Annotated in this window: 12 protein-coding genes; 9 read left to right on the top strand and 3 right to left on the bottom strand. The window is 63.8% G+C overall.

Going from position 1 to position 17,629, the window contains the following annotated elements; genetic code table 11:
- Positions 1-11: 11 nt before the first annotated feature.
- From cyoB to AEYBE204_RS31380, 9 genes are all read left to right on the top strand, one after another.
- The gene (gene cyoB / locus AEYBE204_RS31420; RefSeq protein WP_023462521.1) at positions 12-2,042 is read left to right on the top strand and encodes a cytochrome o ubiquinol oxidase subunit I; all 2,031 of its coding nucleotides are present in this window, start codon (positions 12-14) and stop codon (positions 2,040-2,042) included.
- Positions 2,043-2,044: 2 nt separating this feature from the next.
- Positions 2,045-2,707, top strand: a complete 663-nt coding sequence (gene cyoC / locus AEYBE204_RS31415) for a cytochrome o ubiquinol oxidase subunit III (RefSeq protein WP_023462520.1) — start codon at positions 2,045-2,047, stop codon at positions 2,705-2,707.
- Positions 2,707-3,141, top strand: coding sequence for a cytochrome o ubiquinol oxidase subunit IV (gene cyoD, locus AEYBE204_RS31410; protein WP_023462519.1), 435 nt, complete (start codon positions 2,707-2,709; stop codon positions 3,139-3,141). The genes cyoC and cyoD overlap by 1 nt, the downstream gene beginning before the upstream one ends.
- A gap of 110 nt (positions 3,142-3,251) precedes the next feature.
- The gene (locus AEYBE204_RS31405; protein WP_031230709.1) at positions 3,252-4,562 is read left to right on the top strand and encodes an amidohydrolase; all 1,311 of its coding nucleotides are present in this window, start codon (positions 3,252-3,254) and stop codon (positions 4,560-4,562) included.
- A gap of 79 nt (positions 4,563-4,641) precedes the next feature.
- Positions 4,642-6,291 carry a Na+/H+ antiporter gene (locus AEYBE204_RS31400; RefSeq protein WP_023462517.1) on the top strand — a complete coding sequence of 550 codons (1,650 nt, stop codon included), beginning with the start codon at positions 4,642-4,644 and terminating at the stop codon, positions 6,289-6,291.
- A 32-nt stretch (positions 6,292-6,323) separates the two neighbouring features.
- Positions 6,324-7,754, top strand: a complete 1,431-nt coding sequence (locus AEYBE204_RS31395; RefSeq protein WP_023462516.1) for a DUF6880 family protein — start codon at positions 6,324-6,326, stop codon at positions 7,752-7,754.
- 81 nt (positions 7,755-7,835) lie between these two features.
- Positions 7,836-8,705 carry a transglutaminase family protein gene (locus AEYBE204_RS31390; protein WP_023462515.1) on the top strand — a complete coding sequence of 290 codons (870 nt, stop codon included), beginning with the start codon at positions 7,836-7,838 and terminating at the stop codon, positions 8,703-8,705.
- A 122-nt stretch (positions 8,706-8,827) separates the two neighbouring features.
- A complete protein-coding gene (gene alr / locus AEYBE204_RS31385) occupies positions 8,828-9,955 on the top strand; it encodes an alanine racemase (protein WP_023462514.1) in 1,128 nt (375 codons plus the stop codon).
- Between the two features lie 3 nt (positions 9,956-9,958).
- Positions 9,959-11,212, top strand: a complete 1,254-nt coding sequence (locus tag AEYBE204_RS31380; protein WP_023462513.1) for a D-amino acid dehydrogenase — start codon at positions 9,959-9,961, stop codon at positions 11,210-11,212.
- Here AEYBE204_RS31380 and AEYBE204_RS31375 read toward each other — a convergent pair.
- From AEYBE204_RS31375 to AEYBE204_RS31365, 3 genes are all read right to left on the bottom strand, one after another.
- On the bottom strand, positions 11,209-14,982 hold the full coding sequence (locus AEYBE204_RS31375) for a LamG-like jellyroll fold domain-containing protein (RefSeq protein WP_023462512.1): 3,774 nt from the start codon (positions 14,980-14,982) through the stop codon (positions 11,209-11,211). The two genes, AEYBE204_RS31380 and AEYBE204_RS31375, sit on opposite strands and share 4 nt — an antisense overlap.
- Before the next feature lie 138 nt (positions 14,983-15,120).
- Positions 15,121-15,984 carry a dienelactone hydrolase family protein gene (locus AEYBE204_RS31370; RefSeq protein ID WP_023462511.1) on the bottom strand — a complete coding sequence of 288 codons (864 nt, stop codon included), beginning with the start codon at positions 15,982-15,984 and terminating at the stop codon, positions 15,121-15,123.
- 141 nt (positions 15,985-16,125) lie between these two features.
- Positions 16,126-17,604, bottom strand: a complete 1,479-nt coding sequence (locus tag AEYBE204_RS31365) for a PAS domain-containing methyl-accepting chemotaxis protein (RefSeq protein WP_023462510.1) — start codon at positions 17,602-17,604, stop codon at positions 16,126-16,128.
- Positions 17,605-17,629: the final 25 nt, after the last annotated feature.

Here is a 17,629-nt window from a genome sequence, read left to right as displayed (position 1 = left end):
TTTACTGATCCATGTCCAGCCGCGTCGACCAACTCCACGAAGACCCGCTTCTGCGCGCCATCTTCGGCAAGCTCCATATCGAATCCATCCCCTGGCACGACCCCATCATCATGGGCGCCGGTGCGGGCATGGTTATCGCCGCCGTCGCGGTGCTGGGCCTGACCACCTATTTCAAGCAGTGGAAATATGTGTGGTCGAACTGGCTGACCAGCGTCGACCACAAGAAGATCGGCGTGATGTATATCATCCTCGCCCTGATCATGCTGCTGCGCGGCTTCGCCGACGCCCTGATGATGCGCGCGCAACAGGCGATGGCCTCGGCGGGCGGCGAAGGCTTCCTGCCGCCGGATCACTTCGACCAGATCTTCACCGCCCACGGCGTGATCATGATCTTCTTCGTCGCCATGCCTTTTGTCGTCGGCCTGATGAACGTCGTCATGCCGCTGCAAATCGGCGCGCGCGACGTGGCCTTCCCGTACCTGAACTCGCTCTCCTTCTGGCTGACGGCGTCGGGCGCCATCCTGATCAACGTCTCGCTGGTCATCGGTGAGTTCGCCCACACCGGCTGGCTGGCCTATGCGCCCCTGTCGGGGATCGAATTCTCGCCGGGGGTCGGGGTCGACTACTACCTGTGGGCCTTGCAGATCGCGGGGTTAGGGACATTGCTGTCAGGGGTGAACCTGATCACCACCATCTTCAAGATGCGCGCCCCGGGCATGACCCTGATGCGTATGCCGATCTTCACCTGGACGACGCTCGCCGCCAATATGCTGATTGTGGCCGCCTTCCCGATCCTGACCGTCTGTCTGGCCATGCTGAGCCTCGACCGCTATCTGGGGATGCACTTCTTCACCAATGAAGCCGGCGGCAACGCCATGCTCTATGTGAACCTGATCTGGGCGTGGGGTCACCCGGAAGTCTATATCCTCGTCCTGCCCGCCTTCGGCGTCTTCTCGGAAGTCGTGGCGACCTATTCGCGCAAGCGCCTGTTCGGGTACGACGGCATGGTCTATGCGACCATGTGTATCGCTCTGCTGTCGTTCATTGTCTGGCTGCACCACTTCTTTACGATGGGTGCCGGGGCGAACGTCAACGCCTTCTTCGGCATCACGACCATGATCATCTCGATCCCCACCGGGGTGAAGGTGTTCAACTGGCTGTTCACCATGTATCGCGGCCGCATCAAGCTCGACCTGCCGATGATGTGGACGCTGGGCTTCATCATCACCTTCGTCATCGGCGGCGCGACCGGCGTCCTGATGGCCGTGCCGGGGGCCGACTTCGTCCTGCACAATTCGGTGTTCCTGATCGCCCACTTCCACAACGTCATCATCGGCGGCGTGCTGTTCGGCTGCTTTGCGGCGCTGAACTACTGGTTCCCCAAGGCCTTCGGCTTCAAGCTGCACGTCGGTCTCGGCAAGGTCTCGTTCTGGTGCTGGCTGATCGGCTTCTACGTCGCCTTCATGCCGCTCTATGCGCTGGGCCTGATGGGCATGACGCGCCGCCTGAGCCACATGAACGACCCGGTGTGGCAGGTCTATCTGATCGTCGCCGCCTTCGGCGCCCTGCTCATCCTCGCCGGTATTCTGGCCAATATCGCCCAGATCGTGTGGAGCGTCGTCAAACGCGACGAGCTGCGCGACGAAACGGGCGACCCGTGGGATGGCCGGACACTGGAGTGGGCGACCTCGTCGCCGCCGCCGTTCTATAACTTCGCCGTGACGCCCGCCATCGGCAACCACGACTCGTTCTGGGACGCCAAGCAACTGGGCCAGGCCTATGTGCAACCTGAAAAGTATGAGCCGATCCACATGCCGCGCAACACGGCGACGGGCCTGTTGATCGGTCTGGTCAGCGTCCCGTTCGGCTTCGCGCTGGTGTGGCACATCTGGTGGCTGGCGCTACTGGGCTTCGTGGCCATGATCGTCATCGCCGCCGTCCACACCTTCAACGAAGACCGCGACTATTACGTCCAGCCTGACGAGATCAAGGCCATCGAGGACGCGCGCTTCGCCCTGCTCAAGACCCAAAAGGAGGCCTGATCATGAGCCATCCTGCTAACCCCATCGAGGCGATCAAGGACGAACTGAAGTCCGCCTACGACCATAATCCGAACGACGCCCACGATACGCACGACCATCACCATCAGGACGAAGAAACCAAGGTCACACTGGGTTTCTGGATCTATCTGATGAGCGACTGCATCCTGTTCGCGACGATCTTCGCCACCTACGGCGTTCTGAAGGACGCGACCGCCGGCGGCCCGAACGGGCGCGAACTGTTCGACCTCAGCTTCGTGGCGATCGAAACGGCGCTGCTGCTGTTGTCATCCCTGACCTTTGGTCTGTCGATGATCTCGATGCAGGCCAACAAGCTCAAGGGCGTCATGGGCTGGCTGGCCGTCACCGGCCTGCTCGGCCTCGGCTTCATGGGCATGGAACTCTATGAGTTCAACCACCTGATCCACGAAGGCGCGGGCCCTGACCGGTCGGCCTTCCTGTCAGCCTTCTTCACGCTGGTCGGCACGCACGGCATCCACGTAACGTCCGGCCTCGTCTGGATGGCGATCATGTTCGTCCACCTGTCCCGCCGCGGCCTGACCTCCGCCAACCGCATCCGCATGATGGAGCTGAGCCTGTTCTGGCACTTCCTCGACATCATCTGGATCGGCGTTTTCAGCATCGTCTATCTGATGGGAGCCGCCTGATGCACGTCCCTAACGAACCTACCCTGCACAAGGCGAAGGACCCGCACACCGAACTGGCGGATCACCACGCGGTCGATAAGCTCAATCATGAGCATGGCCACGATCATGGCGCCAGCCACGGCTCGGTCAAGTCCTACCTGATCGGTTTCGCCCTGTCGGTCGTCCTGACCGGCATTCCGTTCGCCCTGACCATGCTGAAGATCCTGCCCGCCGCGACCCTGATCCCGGCGATCCTGATCCTCGGCGTCATCCAGATCGTCGTCCACCTGCACTACTTCCTGCATATGGACACCTCGTCGAGCCAGATCTGGAACAATGCGGCCTTCGTCTTCACCGTGATCATCGTCGGCATCCTGATCGTCGGCACGATCTGGGTCATGTTCCACCTGAACCACAATATGCACCCCGGCATGATGCCCGGCGGCATGGGTTAAGATTGAATTTGAAGCTATCGAAACCGCCCGGACCCCCGTCCGGGCGGTTTTTTTATTGACTCACAACCGAACGCGGCCTGACATGTCTCTGATATTTTTCGGAGGGCAGGATGGAACGTCGGCAGCTTATAACGGGATTGGCCGGTCTGACGGCGCTGGGTTTGTCACCTCTGGCGCGTGCGGCGGCCACCAGTCAGATCGCCACCCTCGCCGCGAAGGTGCAGCCCAAGGTCGTCGCGTGGCGGCGCGATGTCCACGAACACCCCGAACTCGGTAATCATGAAGTCCGCACGGCGGCTTTGGTCGCCACTGAACTGCGCCGTCTGGGCCTCGAAGTTCAGGAGAAGATCGCCTTTACCGGCGTCATCGGCGTCCTGAAAGGCGGCAAACCCGGTCCGGCAGTGGCGCTTCGCGCCGATATGGACGGCCTGCCCGTGCTGGAAAAGACCGGTCTGGCCTTCGCCTCCAAAGCCACCGGCGAATACGACGGCAAGACCGTGCCGATCACCCATGCCTGCGGCCACGACGCCCACGTCGCCATGCTGCTGGGGGCCGCCGAGGTGCTGACCGCGCTCAAAAGCGATATCGCGGGCAGCGTCGTCTTCATCTTTCAGCCCGCCGAGGAAGGCCCGCCCCCCGGCGAAAAGGGCGGCGCAGAGCTGATGGTCGCCGAGGGGGTCATCGAGACCTATAAGATCAAATCGATCTTCGGCCTGCACGTCTGGCCGATGGAAACGGGCAAGCTCTACTGGCGACCCAAGGGCTTTATGGCCGCCGCCGACCGCGTCGAAATCCGCCTGACCGGCAAGCAGACCCACGGCGCGCAGCCGTGGAACGGCGTCGATATCACGGCGCTGGCCTCGGATATTGTCGGCGCGGTCAATCAGATCGCCGCGCGTCAGATCGACGTGACGACCGAGGCCACCGTCCTGTCGATCACCACCATGCAGGGCGGTGTGCGTTTCAACATCATCCCTGAAGAGTTCAAGCTGGGCGGCACGCTGCGCACCTTTTCCGAAGCCCGTCGCGCCGACGTCCATGCCCGCGTGACCAAGACCGTTCAGGCGCTGGCCGAGGCCTATGGTGCGAAAGCGGAAGTCGAATTCGTCCTGTCGGCACCCCTGACCTATAATGACCCGAAACTGGCCGTCGATATCGCCCCGACGCTCGCCCGCGCCGCCGGGGGGACCGACAAGATCGAGCCCAACACCTCGGCCATCACCGGGGCCGAGGATTTTTCGCAGTTTCAGAAAAAGGTGCCGGGCGTCTTCGCCTTCCTCGGCGCGGCCTGGCCGGGCAAGAAACCCGGCGAAAGCCCACCCAACCACTCGCCCTATTTCGACATCTACGAACCGGCGCTGGAGGTCGGCGTCCGCGCCCATGCCGAGGCCGCCCTTTTCCTGCTCGGCTGGAAAGCCTGACGCTTCACAAAATCGTATGGGAAAAGGGTTGATCGGGGTCCAACCGGGCGTCTAAAGATAGACGCCTAAGGAGTCCCCATTGGAACCCATCTCGATCGTTCTGGTCATGCTGCTGGCCGTCGTGCTCAGCGGCGTCTTGAGCCGTATGTTACCGTGGGCCCTGCCCCTGCCTCTGGTGCAGATCGCTTTCGGCGCCCTGATCGCGCTGGTGACCGACGTCAATATCGAGCTGAATCCGGAGATTTTCTTTCTCCTCTTCCTGCCGCCGCTGCTGTTTCTCGACGGCTGGCGCATCCCCAAGGACGGCCTGTTCCGCGATATCGGCACGATCCTCGAACTGGCGCTGGGCCTCGTCGCCTTTACGGTCATCGGCGTCGGCCTGTTCATCCACTGGCTGATCCCAAGCATGCCCATCGCGGTGGCCTTCGCGCTGGCCGCTGTGTTGGCCCCGACGGACCCGATCGCCGTCTCGGCCATAGCCGCGCGCGTCCCGATCCCCAAGCGCCTGATGCACATCCTCGAAGGCGAGGCCCTGCTCAACGATGCGTCGGGCCTCGTCTGCCTGCGCTTCGCCATCGCCGCCGCCCTGACCGGGACCTTTTCGGCCGGCAATGCCGCCCTGACCTTCCTGTGGCTGGCGCTGGGCGGTCTGGCCATCGGCATCGCGGTCGCCTGGGCCATCACCCGCGCCAAGGGCTGGGTGTCCGAGCGCTACGGCAACGATCCGGGCTCGTTCATCCTGATCAGCCTGCTCATCCCCTTCGCCGCCTATCTGGCCGCCGAACACGTCCATTGCTCCGGTATCCTCGCCGCCGTCGCCGCCGGTTTCACCATGAGCTTCGTCGAAAAGCCGTCGCAGGGCGCCGCCGTCAGCCGCATCCGCCGCGACGTCGTGTGGGACATGGTGCAGTTCGCCGCCAATGGCGCAATCTTCGTCCTGCTGGGTGAGCAACTGCCCGGTATCTTTCAGGGTGCGGTCGATACGGTTCAGCTGACCGGCCACCATGAGCCGTGGTGGTTGGGCATCTACGTGCTGGCTATCACCGCGCTTCTGGCCTCGGCGCGCTTCGTCTGGGTCTGGGTGTCGCTGCGTTTCACCACCTTCCGCGCCAAACGCAAGGGTCAGCCGACCGTGCGGCCCAACTGGCGCATCATCGCCGCCACGTCGCTGGCCGGGGCCAAGGGCGCGATTACGCTCGCCGGTATCCTGACCTTGCCGCTGGCCTTGAGCGACGGCACGGATTTCCCGGCCCGCGATCTGGCGATTTGTCTCGCCGCCGGGGTGATCATCGTGTCGCTGATCGCCGCCAGCCTCGGCCTGCCGCTGCTACTGAAGAATCTCGACCTGCCGCCGGAGCACGAGGACGAAGCCCACGACGCCGCCCGCACCCGCGCCGCCGAAGCCGCCATCCGCGCGGTCGAACAGGCGCAGCACAATCTGGCCGACGGGCGCGTCGATGCCGACCTCTATGCGCAGGCGGGTTTGCGCGTCATGGCCTATTACCGTCAGCGCATCGACACGATAGCCTTTGGGGGTAACGCCAGCCCCGAAGACGCCGCCAGCGCCCAGCGCCTGCGCGACATCGAGCGCGAACTGTTCAGGGTCGGCATAGGGGCCGAGCGAGAGGAAATCCTGTTCCTCGGTCGCCGTCAGGACATCCACAACGAAACCATGCAGAAGCTGATCCGCGAAGCCGACCTGATGGAGGCGCGGCTGGCCCTGCGCTAGCTATTTATGATGTGACATCCTAAATACATGTCATGGCCTCTAAAACGACCCTGAACGCCACGAATCTCGAAGCCCTCGGCGCGGAACGGCTGGCGGCGCTTTTAATGGAAATCAGCACCGGCGACGCCAATGCCAAGCGCCGACTGCGCATGGAACTGGCCGGGCAGGACAGCCCCGACAAGCTGGCCGCCGAAATCCGCAAGCGCCTGACTACCATTGCCGCCGCCGAAACCATGATCGGCTGGCGCACGCTCAAGACCTTCCGCGCTGACCTGCACAGCCAGCGCAGGCTGATCGTCGAACAGGTCGCGCCCGCCGCCCCCGCCGAAGCCTTGTCTCTAATCGGGCAGTTCCTGCGCATGAGCAATGCCGTGCTGGAACGCGCCAGCGACAATTCCGGCGAGATGCTCGCTCTGTTCGCGCAGGCCGCCGTCGATTTCGGCGCCATCGCTGCGTCGGCCCAAATCGCCCCGCCCACCCTGATCCCGCAGGTCGTGGAATTGCTGATCCACAATGGCTATGGACAGGCCGACCCGCTCGTCGCCGGACTGGTGCCGACTCTGGGGGACGACGGCCTCGTGGCCCTGCGCGGGCAACTGGAAACCGCCGCCGCCATTCCTGAAAAAGCCGCCGCGCCGAAATCGCGGCGCATGTCGAAGTGGCGGCGTAACCGCACATTGGAATATAGCTTCGCCCGCCGCCGGTCGCGTGCCGATAGTCTTCGCGTGGCGCTGGAAGCCATTGCGGATGCGCTAGGCGATGTCGACGCCTTTATCGCACTTCAACCCAGTCGCCGGACGCTGGCGACCGCCTTGCGCATCGCCGAACGGCAACTGAGCGCCAACCGCGCCGAAGACGCTCTAGCCACGCTCGATGGCGTCACCGAGCGCCCCCGCGACCGGCCACCGGAATGGACGCGCCTGCGCGTCGAGGCATTACAGGTCGCCGGACACAGCGAAGAGGCACAGGCGCTGCGGCTCGACACCTTTCTCGCGACGCTCGATGCCACCTATCTTCGCGAACACCTGAAACGCTTGCCCGATTTCGACGATATCGAGGCCGAAGACGAAGCGCTTGACCGGGCCATGTCGCACCCCGATGCCGGTCGGGCGCTCGACCTGCTGATTGCGTGGCCGTCGCTGGAGCGCGCGGCGCGACTGATTATCGAGCGCATCCGCAACCTGAACGGCGATGACGAAGCGGGATTGACCGCCGCCGCCGACCGACTGGCCGCGCGTTATCCGCTGGCGGCGACCCTGCTGCTCAGGAAAGTCGTCGAATCGATCCTCTTCAATGCCCACAGCGACCGTTACAAGGCCGCCGCCGCCGCGGTGTGGGAGATCGAACGCCTCGACCCTCATATCGAGGATTACGGCGCATCGACACCCCATGCCGAGTGGCTCGGCGGCTTGCGCAAAACCTACCGCCACCGCGTCGAGTTCTGGCGCGCCGTAGACGAATAGGTTTCACCCTTGAAAGGCATCGAATCCTTTCAGTCCCGCCGTCTATGTCAAACGCAACCCCACGCTTTGACGACGGTGACCATGACCATACGCTACAAACTCGGCTGCACACTCGCCTACGAGGTTCGCACGCCCACCGTCTTCATTTTCAATATCGAGGTGGCGCGCCTGCAACGACATCTCGATCTGGTCGAGACCCTGACCCTGACGCCCGATCTGCCCCTCAGCCAGCATACGGTGCCGGACATCAATAACCGCTATTTCGGTATCCATGCCCCGGTCGGTCCCCTGACCGTACACTATGAGGCCGAGGTGACGCTCGACGTGTTCCGCGCCAATCCGGCCACGGTTCAGGAAACGCCGGTTGAGCGTTTGCCGCTTGATATCATGCCGTTTCTCCTGCCGTCGCGCTTCGTGCCGTCCGATCGGCTGGCGGCCTTCGCACGCAAGGAGTTCGGCTACCTCGCGCCGGGGTTCAGCCGCGTGACGGCGATCTGTAACTGGCTTTACGACAATATAGACTATCAGCGCGGATCGTCGAACGAGCAAACCACCGCCTCGGAAAGCCTGTTGCTGCGCGCCGGGGTGTGTCGCGATTTCGCCCATCTTGGCATTGCCTTCTGTCGGGCGCTGAACATCCCGGCACGTTTCGTCAGCTGCTACGCCTACGGTCTGCAACCGCGCGATTTCCATGCGGTGTTCGAAGCCTATCTCGATGGCCGCTGGTGGCTGTTCGACGGCACGCGTCAGGCGCATCTCGACGGACTGGTGCGCATCGGCGTCGGGCGTGACGCCGCCGAAATCGCCTTTTGCTCGCCGTTCGGCGGCGAGGTCGACTACGGACCGGTCGAAATCCGCATCGAACACGCCGACGGCTCGCCGGAACTGGACGGTCGGACAACGGACGCCATATCGACCGAAGAGCCCGCCCCGAATGGCGGCGCGGTGTAAATTTTTGCGTTGCCGCCGGAGCCTTGCCGTTTAAGGCCTCCGCGCACAATTATCTCCGACGATTTCGCACGATATCCGCCGTCTACTGAGTTATGGTTTTTCATCTGCGAAGGGAGAGGGTCGTGTGTGAAACCGTTATACCGTTCGGTGACGCCTTGTCTCAGGGTTACGCCGGGGTTCTGAGCATCGACCTGACGGCGCTAAGACATAATTACCACCTGTTACAAGCCACCGCGCCCGACGCCAGCATGGCCGCCGTCGTCAAGGCCGATGCCTACGGGCTGGGAGCGGCGCGGGTGGCCCAAACGCTTTATGACGCCGGGTGCCGGGATTTTTTCGTCGCGCTGGTTACCGAAGCCGTGGCCCTGCGCCCGACACTGCCCACCGACGCCCATGTTTACGTCCTGAATGGCCTGCTGCCGGGCGCCGAGGCGCTGGCGGTCGAACACGACCTTATCCCCGTCCTCAATTCGCTAGAACAGGTCGCGCGCTGGTCCGCCACGGCGCAGCAGGCGGGTCGTCCCCTCACGGCGGTTGTGCAGGTCGATACCGGCATGTCGCGGCTGGGGATGCAGCCCGATCAGTTGCGCACACTGGCTGCCGAACCGGAACGGCTCAGAGGCATCGAGATCACCCATCTGATGAGCCATCTGGCCTGCGCCGACGAACCCGAACACCCCGCCAATGCCGATCAACTCACGGTCATGGCCGAGATGTCGGCCCTGTTCCCGCACCTGCCGGTCAGCTTCGCCAATTCCGGCGGCGCGTTTCTGGGGCAGGCCTATCACAAGGCCCTGATCCGTCCGGGGATCGCGCTCTATGGCGGCGCGCCGTCCACCGACGGCAATCCCATGCGCCCCGTGGTCACCTTGCACGTCGCCGTGATCCAGACGCGTGAGGTGCCGACCGGCACACGCATCGGCTATGGCGGCACGGTCGTCGCGGATCGGCCTTTGCGGCTCGCCACTCTGTCGGCGGGCTATGCCGATGGCCTGCCGCGCGCCCTCAGCAACCACGCGGGCGTGTGGTGGCAGGGCATCCGTCTGCCCTTCATCGGGCGTGTCTCGATGGACTCGATCATCATCAACATCAGCGCCTTGCCCGACGGTGCGCTGAACCCCGGCGACGTCGTCGAACTGCTTGGCCCGCACCAGTCGATCGACGATCTGGCCTCGGCCGCGGGGACCATTTCCTATGAAATCCTGACGGCGCTGAGGTCGCGCTATTACCGGCACTATGTGGAGGCTTAAGGCATGAAAATCGTCATCCTCGGCGCCGGGGTCATCGGCATCACCTCGGCCTGGTATCTGGCCAGGGCCGGTCATGAGGTCACCGTCATCGACCGTCAGAGCGCCCCGGCGCTGGAGACCAGCTTTGCCAATGCCGGTGAAATCTCGCCCGGCTATTCGTCGCCGTGGGCCGCCCCCGGCATCCCGCAAAAGGCCGTGAAGTGGCTGTTCATGAAGCGCGCGCCGCTGATCCTCAACCCGATCTTCGACGCGGCGACCGTGCGCTGGATGATGGCCATGCTGCGCAACTGCACGGCGGAACGCTACGCCGTCAACAAGGCGCGCATGGTCCGCGTGGCCGAATATAGCCGCGACTGCCTGATGGCGCTGCGCGACGAGACGGGCATCCAATACGACCACCGCACACAGGGGACGCTGGAGGTCTTCCGCACCCAGAAGCAGATCGACGGCATCCAGAAAGACCTTCGCGTGCTCGAAGCGGGCGGCGTGCCATTCGAACTGCTCGACGTGGCCGGCTGCGTGGCCGCCGAACCGGGCCTGAGCGGCGCGCGCGACAAGCTGATGGGCGGCCTGCGCTTGCCGAACGACGAGACCGGAGACTGCTTCCTGTTCACACAGGCGCTCGCCAAAAGGGCCGAAGCTCTCGGCGTCCGCTACCTGTTCGACACCGCCATCGACGGTATCCGCACGGAGGGCAACCGCGTCGTCGCCGTCACCACTTCGGCGGGCGAGATCGAGGCCGATGTCTTCGTCGCCGCGCTCGGCAGCTATACCCCGCATATGGTCAGGCCGCTGGGCCTGTCGGTGCCGGTCTATCCGGTCAAGGGCTATTCGATCACCGTGCCGATCGCCGATGAGGTCCGCGCGCCCGTCTCGACCGTGATGGACGAGGCGCACAAGGTCGCCATCACGCGACTTGGGGGGCGCATCCGTGTCGGCGGCATGGCCGAAATCGCCGGTTTTTCAAAGAGTTTGCCGCAAAAGCGTCAGGATATGCTGACCTATGTGGTCGAAGACCTGTTCGAAGGTGCGGGCGATCAGTCTGCGGCCAAGTTCTGGTCCGGCCTGCGCCCGATGACGCCCGACGGCACGCCGGTGATCGGCCAGACGCGCTACGACAACCTGTGGCTCAATACCGGCCACGGGACTCTGGGCTGGACCATGTCGTGCGGGTCGGGTCGCATGCTGGCCGACTTGATCTCCGGTGTGAGACCGGAGATCAAGACCGACGATCTGGCCCTGAGCCGCTATCATTAGGGTATCCATTCGGCCACATTGTTGCCGGTCGAAATTTCCTTCGGCGCGCCGTCGAGTTCGAGCCGCACACGCCAGCCTTTTGCTCCCTGCGGCACGGTCAGGGACACGTCGCGTGTTTTGGGCAGGAGATCGAGCGGCGCCGCAAGGGCGGCAAAGGATGCCCGCGCCAGAACCTTGCCGTCCGCAGCCTCGATGATCACCCATCCGGCAGGCGTCGACTTTGCCCCCAGCGAATGGACGCGCACCGTCAGTTTACGTCCTTTCACGGTAATATCGTCCTTCGACAAACCGATATCGGGCCGGTTCGACGGGTCTTCGCCGGGTGTCACCAGCGTAAATTGATAGACCATGCTCCGGCGCGACGGGAAGGGCAGCGGCAGGGACGTGCCGCGTTCCAGGGCGACCGTCTGATCGAATGTAACCGCATCGGGCACATCGTCGCCGTCGGCATCGATCCCCCCCGTCACGCGCCACGTCCCCGACGCCATCTGATCCGCTGTCAGAATGCCTGTGACATCGCCGGTCTTCAGCAGGTTATAACCGATGACACGGAACGCTTTCGGATCGCCGTTGCGCACCAGCAGGGCCACATCCTCGGCGGTGCCGCCGGTGAACGCCCAGCGCACCAGATTGCCGGGATAATAGACGTTGCGGCGGTGGCCGACGCCACCCAGTCGCGTCCGTTGCAGCAGTTCGTTCGGCACGCTGACGCGGTCGGACCACAGATGGCCTTCGGTCAGGATCGGCATCCGCTGGGTGCTGGCCTCGATTTCGCGGCCATAAAGGTCGCTGATCAGCGACTTGTCGCCCGTCTGCTGCCAGCGGACGAAGGCCGCGAATTCCGTGTCGCCGATGCCGCCGAGATTGCGGTCGATGGCCCCGCCTCTGCCGCCGACCTCGCCCGCGACGATCTTCTGCGCCAGAGCCGCTCCACCGGGAGCGCGGGCCATGACGTCGGCATTGATCTGCGACAGATTGCTGAGGTTACCGCGCTGGATATCGCCCTCGATAGGCCGCAGATATTTGGTGTCGCCGGTCCAGATATAGGCCGCCCAGAACAGGCTGATCGCGCTTTGGACGCCATTGCCCGCGCCCTTGTCGGTCGCCCATTCGATGTCGGACGGGAAGGACCAGTTGCCTTTGGCGTCTTGCTTGCCGTGGGCCAGCCAGCCGTCGGCGACCTCCAGCAGCAGGGCTTTTGTCGCAGCATTGCCGTTGTAATCGACCAGCAGCAGCCCCGGATGGGTGATCAGCAGGCCGAACTGCCGCTGCCAGCCGAGCGTGCCTTCGCGGTAGATTTTGGTACCGCTGAAATAGGCGCTGACCTCGTGGCGGTGGCCGGCGGGATTGACCTCGAACAGGCGCGGAAACTCACGCGCCACGGCCATGCCGCGCTCGATGGCGGTGGGGTTGCCCCAGTCCATCTGCATCGATTGGGCGACCGTATTGATGCCTTCTTCGTAGGAATGCAGTTCGTCGGTGGCGATGCGGCTCAGGCCCCCGCTCCACATGCCGTTGGCGTAGGTCGCATCGAGCACCTTGCGCTGCGAGGTGATATAGCGCTGCGGATCGACACCCATCAGCGCCAGCGGCACCCAGGCATTGACCAGATCGGTATCGTCCGACAAACCGCCACCGAATTCGCCGTTATCGACCTGACGCTCGTCGATCCACCAGTCGACGAAGCGCTTGTAAAGTTTCAGGTCTTCGATCTGACGGCTGGCCCACAGCGGCACCTCCGGATCGAGCGGCGGCAGGGCGACCGGCGCATAGGGCTGTTCCGGGTTCTTCTCGACCCAGTAGGCGCGCGCCAGGGCATTGCCCGGATCGACGCGCAATACGTCGCTGATGTCGCGCTCGAACCGAGTCCACAGGGGATAGGCGCGGATATTGGGCTGTTCCTCGACGAAGAAGGCGAGATTGTCGCGCGCCTGCTCCATGCGGTCGGCGACGTGTTCGGCCTTGGCTTCCGACGCCGGTTTGAACACCAGCCGCACCTGCGCACCGTTGAGCGCCTGCGCGTCGAAGCCGCCCCCGGCGACGGCGATGGTGATGATAAAGCTCGCCGTCGGCGGCAGGATGCGGTCGCGCGTATCGAGCCACAGGGTGCGCGCCTCATTAGGTTTCACCGCCACATTGATGTCGATCAGGTCGCGTTCCGGCCAGTTCGGGTCGCGCACGCGGATATTCAGCGGCAGCAGCCCGTTATGCGTCGCCTCGACCTTCATGGCGGGCAGGTCGATGGCGATGCCGTCCAGCCCCGCATCCATATTCTCCCAACCGTAGGAAAAGCGCGTCGGCCCCTCGCCCGGTCGCGTATCTCGGAAATCGCCGGGGATCAGAAGATGCACGACCGGCGCGCCCTTAGCTGTCGGTTTCGCGGCCTTGCGCGGCGCGCCCTTGGGCAGGGCGACGGCCACCGCGCGTTCTTCGGGCACGAAGCGCCCGCCGATAAAGCCGCGCACCTCGTCCAGCGCCGGATAGAGCCCGGCATCGGCCGCCGTATCGACGGTATAGCTCAGGGTCGCGTAGCCCGCAGGCACCTCGCCTTTGGTGACGTTATAGGCGGCGATTTCCTGAATCGGCGTTTCCTGCGCCGTGTTCTCGAAACGCAGCTTGCCGCCCGTGTGATCGGCCACGACCGCCGAGGTACGCTCGGCGCCTTTTATCCGCTTAAACAACAGCTTGCCGTCGAGATTTAAACTTCCGTATGCGGCACCCGTCAGCTCGATCCGGTTCCACGGCTCGTCAGGTAAGCTCAGATCGTAGGCCTTGCCGCCTTGGGAATAGACGTTCCAGTCGGGCAGCTCGAAATAGTCGTGCCGCCCCTCAAGGCGCGAGCGGTTATAGACCCCCGGCCACGTCGTTTCGCGGATGCCGTCGGCCCCCTTGAACATCCTGGCTTTCAGATCGCGCATGTCGGTAAATTCGACCTTGCGAATACGGGTCACGGGATCGCTGAGATAGGCGGGCGCGGTCGTTTCCCAGCCATAGCGCTTCAGCCACGCCGCCCGGTTATCCGGCACCGGCGGCACGACGGGCGTCCCGTTCGTGGCCAGCGCCGCGACACCGGCATCGTCCAGCCTGCGGTCGTAGATGCGTATCTCGTCTATGTCGCCCGACCGGCGGAAATTGTACATCGAATGGACCTGATACGGTGCCACGATGCGCTGAAACGGTCCGAAGGCGTAGAGGCCGGAATCGTAGAGCGCCGCGCCATCTTTTTGCGCCGCCGGTTTGCCGTTGATCCACAGCTTGACGCCCGTCGCCTCGTCCCAGGCGAAGGCCACGTGCACCCAGTCGTCCTTCGCCGGAATGCGGTCCATTTTAAATGACACGCGCGAGCGGCTGAGATTGGTGTCGGTCACAAAGGCGTCGAAACCGTGCCCGTTCCAGTCGATGCGCAGCCACGCCATGTCCCAGCTTGTGCCGTCCGCCGCGCCGACGCGGAACACCGGGAACGGGGCCTCCCCCAAAGGCTCACGCGGGCGAAAGTAAAACGACAGGGTGCCGCGCTGGGCGTAGATATTGCTGGCGGCGGGCCAGACCAGCGTCAGGGTATCGTTGAGCCCCAGCCCCGGCCCCTTGGCGCCGTTGGGGATCGTCTGTGCGCCGACGGCAAACAAGGGCTCGGCCTGTCCGGCGGCGTGTTCCGCCGTCAGCCCCTTGTCGCCGGACAGGGAAAACAGCAAGCCCTCTTCAGCCATAACAGGAGGGGCTATGGCGGGCGTTGCCAGCAGCAGGGCGAGCCAACAGATAAACGGTTTCATGAACGACTCCCCATGAACGACTTTCTGAGCACACCCGCTCTGACGGCGGGTCATGCTTTATAGCCCTGTTCCACGCATTAGCGAGCAGAAACCGTCTCTATCAAGCGTGACCTCCTGGCGTTTTGCGACGTCTACGCGTTACAAAGCCCGCTTGTACAGGGCCAGAAGGTTGGCCCACGCCTTTTCGGCGGCGGCTTCGTTGTAGACCTGACTGGTGCGCACGGTCCAGCCGTGGTCGGCCCCCTCGAAGACCTCGACGATGGCCGGACGTTTGGCGGCCTCGAAGGCGGCTTTCAGGCGGTCCTTCGCCCCCGGGTCCTTGGCGTCGTCATTGGCGGCGATCTCGATCAGGTACTCGGCCTTCGTTTGCGGGATAAGCAGGTGCGGGCTCGACGGCTGATCGGTGGCCAGCCCGCCGCCGTGAAACGTCGCCACGGCTCCGATGCGCTCGGAGGCGGCGACGGCGGTGCGGAAAGCCAGCGGCCCGCCCATGCAATAGCCCTGAACGCCGACCTTGCGCTTAGTGTCGGTCACGGCCTGCGCATCGAGAAAGGCGACGAAGGCCGTCGCATCGCGCAGCGTGCCTTCCGGCGTAATACTGGCGCGCAACGGCGTCAGTTTCTCACGATCGGCAGGGACCGCAAAATTGAACGTGCCTTCGACGACGGGCGATTTGCGCACGCGGTAATAGGGATTGGGCACCAGAACCACATAGCCTTCGGCGGCCAGCCGGCGTCCCATATCCTCGAACACCGGACGCAGGCCCATCACGTCGGTCCAGATCAGGACGGCGGGCCATTTGCCCTTGCTAGCCGGGTGGAACAGGACCGCATCGGCCTCGCCGTCCGGCGTCTTGACCGTAACGGCGGAGGCGGTGACCGCCGCGGCGGCAAAGGTCTGGCTTGAAGCCAGAGTCAGTCCGCCCGCCGCCGCCAGCGCGAAACCCCGTCGCGACAGGCGCGGATCGTGAACCAGGCCCTGATGGATATCGTCATCGCACATGCTGTTCTCCTCCTTGAGCGATATGCCAAAAAGTGTCAGCGGTTTTTGGCAATAATATCGCGGCAAAAAAATCTGACTTGAAGGGAACTTACACCGTGAACCGTCCGGTTCAATAGGGTTCGTCTTTATAAACGTCGCGACTTACGCAACCGCCAGCGCTTCCATCTGGCGCTTGACCTCTTCCGACGCCGTGGCGACCTGATGGAAGGTGCCCGAAATCGTACCCATCGAGTCGGTGATGCGACCCACCGCGCTGACGGCGGATTGCATGTCCGAGCTGATCGTCGTGGTGGCGGCGTTCTGTTGCTCAAGCGCCCCGGCGATCGAGGCGACGTTTTCCAGCACGTCGTTCATCGAGCCCGAAATGAGGTTGAGCGTCCCGGTCACCTCGCTGGTCACGCCCTGCATGTTGGCGATTTCCTCGGAAATGGTCTGGGTCGAGCGCGCGGCTTGGTTGGCCAGCGACTTGACCTCGGACGCCACAACGGCGAAGCCGCGCCCGGCCTCACCGGCGCGCGCCGATTCGATGGTCGCATTGAGCGCCAGCAGGTTGATCTGGCTGGCGATATCCTGAATGAGGTTGACGACCTGAGTCATCGATTCCGCCGACTTGCCCAGCCGTTCGGCGGAGATATTGGCGGTTTCGGTGTGTTTGAACACGGCCTCGACCCCGCCGCGGGCATTGCCCATCGAGTTCGAGATTTCGCGTACCGAGGCCGACAGCTCCTCGGCGGCAGACGCCACCGCGTGGATCATGGTGCCGGTCTCGTCGGTGGCGTGAGCGACGCGCGACGTCATGGAATTGGCGTCGAGGATCTGACCGATCACCGCGCCCAGTTCCTGATTGAGGCGCTCGGAACGCTCGCGCCGCTGAACCGTGGTCGTGATATCGCTGGCGAACTTGACGACCTTGACCACCTCGCCTGAGTCGTCGAAGACCGGATTATAGGTCGCCTGAATGTGGATTTCGCGCCCGCCCTTGCCGACGCGTTTATACTCCGCCGACTGGAACTCGCCGCGTGCCAGCGCTTCCCAGAACCGGCGATAGGCCTCGCTATTGACCACCGCCGTGTCGCAGAACAGACTGTGGTGGCGACCGCGGATTTCGTCGAGCGTATAGCCGACGGCGGTGAGAAAATTGGCGTTGGCCGTCAGGATTTGGCCTTTCGGCGTGAACTCGATCACGGCCTGCGCGCGATCGATGGCGTCGATCTTGCCCTTGTAATCCATGTCGCGCAGCTTGGCCTCGGTAATATCCGAAGCGAACTTGACGACCTTGATGACCTTTCCGGCCTTGTCGCGGATTGGATTGTAGGTCGCCTGAAGCCAGAGCGGCGCACCGTCGCGGCCGAAGCGCTTATAGACCCCGGCGGCGAAGTCGCCGCGCGCCAGATCGGCCCAGAAGCGGCGATAGGCCTCGCTTTGGGCATAGGCAGGATCGCAGAACAGGCTGTGGTTGCGCCCGGCGATATCGCCCAGACTGTAGCCCGTCGCCTTGAGGAAATTGTCGTTGGCCGTCAGGATGTCGCCATGGGGCGTAAACTCGATGACGGCCTGAGAGGCATGGAGGGCGGAAACAATGGCATGATCGCTATCGGCGGTCTTATGAGAAAAGAACATAGGCACCTCACTTACACATTACTCA

The sequence above is a fragment of the Asticcacaulis sp. YBE204 genome, assembly GCF_000495855.1.
Lineage (GTDB): Bacteria > Pseudomonadota > Alphaproteobacteria > Caulobacterales > Caulobacteraceae > Asticcacaulis.
Note: the sequence above shows the minus strand (reverse complement) of the source record. Positions and strands in the feature narration are given on the sequence as shown.

Excerpts from the sequence above, each read along its gene's own strand:
- cyoB (WP_023462521.1), top strand. The coding sequence starts at position 12 with ATGTCCAGCCGCGTCGACCAACTCCACGAAGACCCGCTTCTGCGCGCC.
- cyoC (WP_023462520.1), top strand. The coding sequence starts at position 2,045 with ATGAGCCATCCTGCTAACCCCATCGAGGCGATCAAGGACGAACTGAAG.
- cyoD (WP_023462519.1), top strand. The coding sequence starts at position 2,707 with ATGCACGTCCCTAACGAACCTACCCTGCACAAGGCGAAGGACCCGCAC.
- AEYBE204_RS31405 (WP_031230709.1), top strand. The coding sequence starts at position 3,252 with ATGGAACGTCGGCAGCTTATAACGGGATTGGCCGGTCTGACGGCGCTG.
- AEYBE204_RS31395 (WP_023462516.1), top strand. The coding sequence starts at position 6,324 with ATGGCCTCTAAAACGACCCTGAACGCCACGAATCTCGAAGCCCTCGGC.
- AEYBE204_RS31390 (WP_023462515.1), top strand. The coding sequence starts at position 7,836 with ATGACCATACGCTACAAACTCGGCTGCACACTCGCCTACGAGGTTCGC.
- AEYBE204_RS31380 (WP_023462513.1), top strand. The coding sequence starts at position 9,959 with ATGAAAATCGTCATCCTCGGCGCCGGGGTCATCGGCATCACCTCGGCC.
- AEYBE204_RS31375 (WP_023462512.1), bottom strand. The coding sequence starts at position 14,982 with ATGAAACCGTTTATCTGTTGGCTCGCCCTGCTGCTGGCAACGCCCGCC.
- AEYBE204_RS31370 (WP_023462511.1), bottom strand. The coding sequence starts at position 15,984 with ATGTGCGATGACGATATCCATCAGGGCCTGGTTCACGATCCGCGCCTG.
- AEYBE204_RS31365 (WP_023462510.1), bottom strand. The coding sequence starts at position 17,604 with ATGTTCTTTTCTCATAAGACCGCCGATAGCGATCATGCCATTGTTTCC.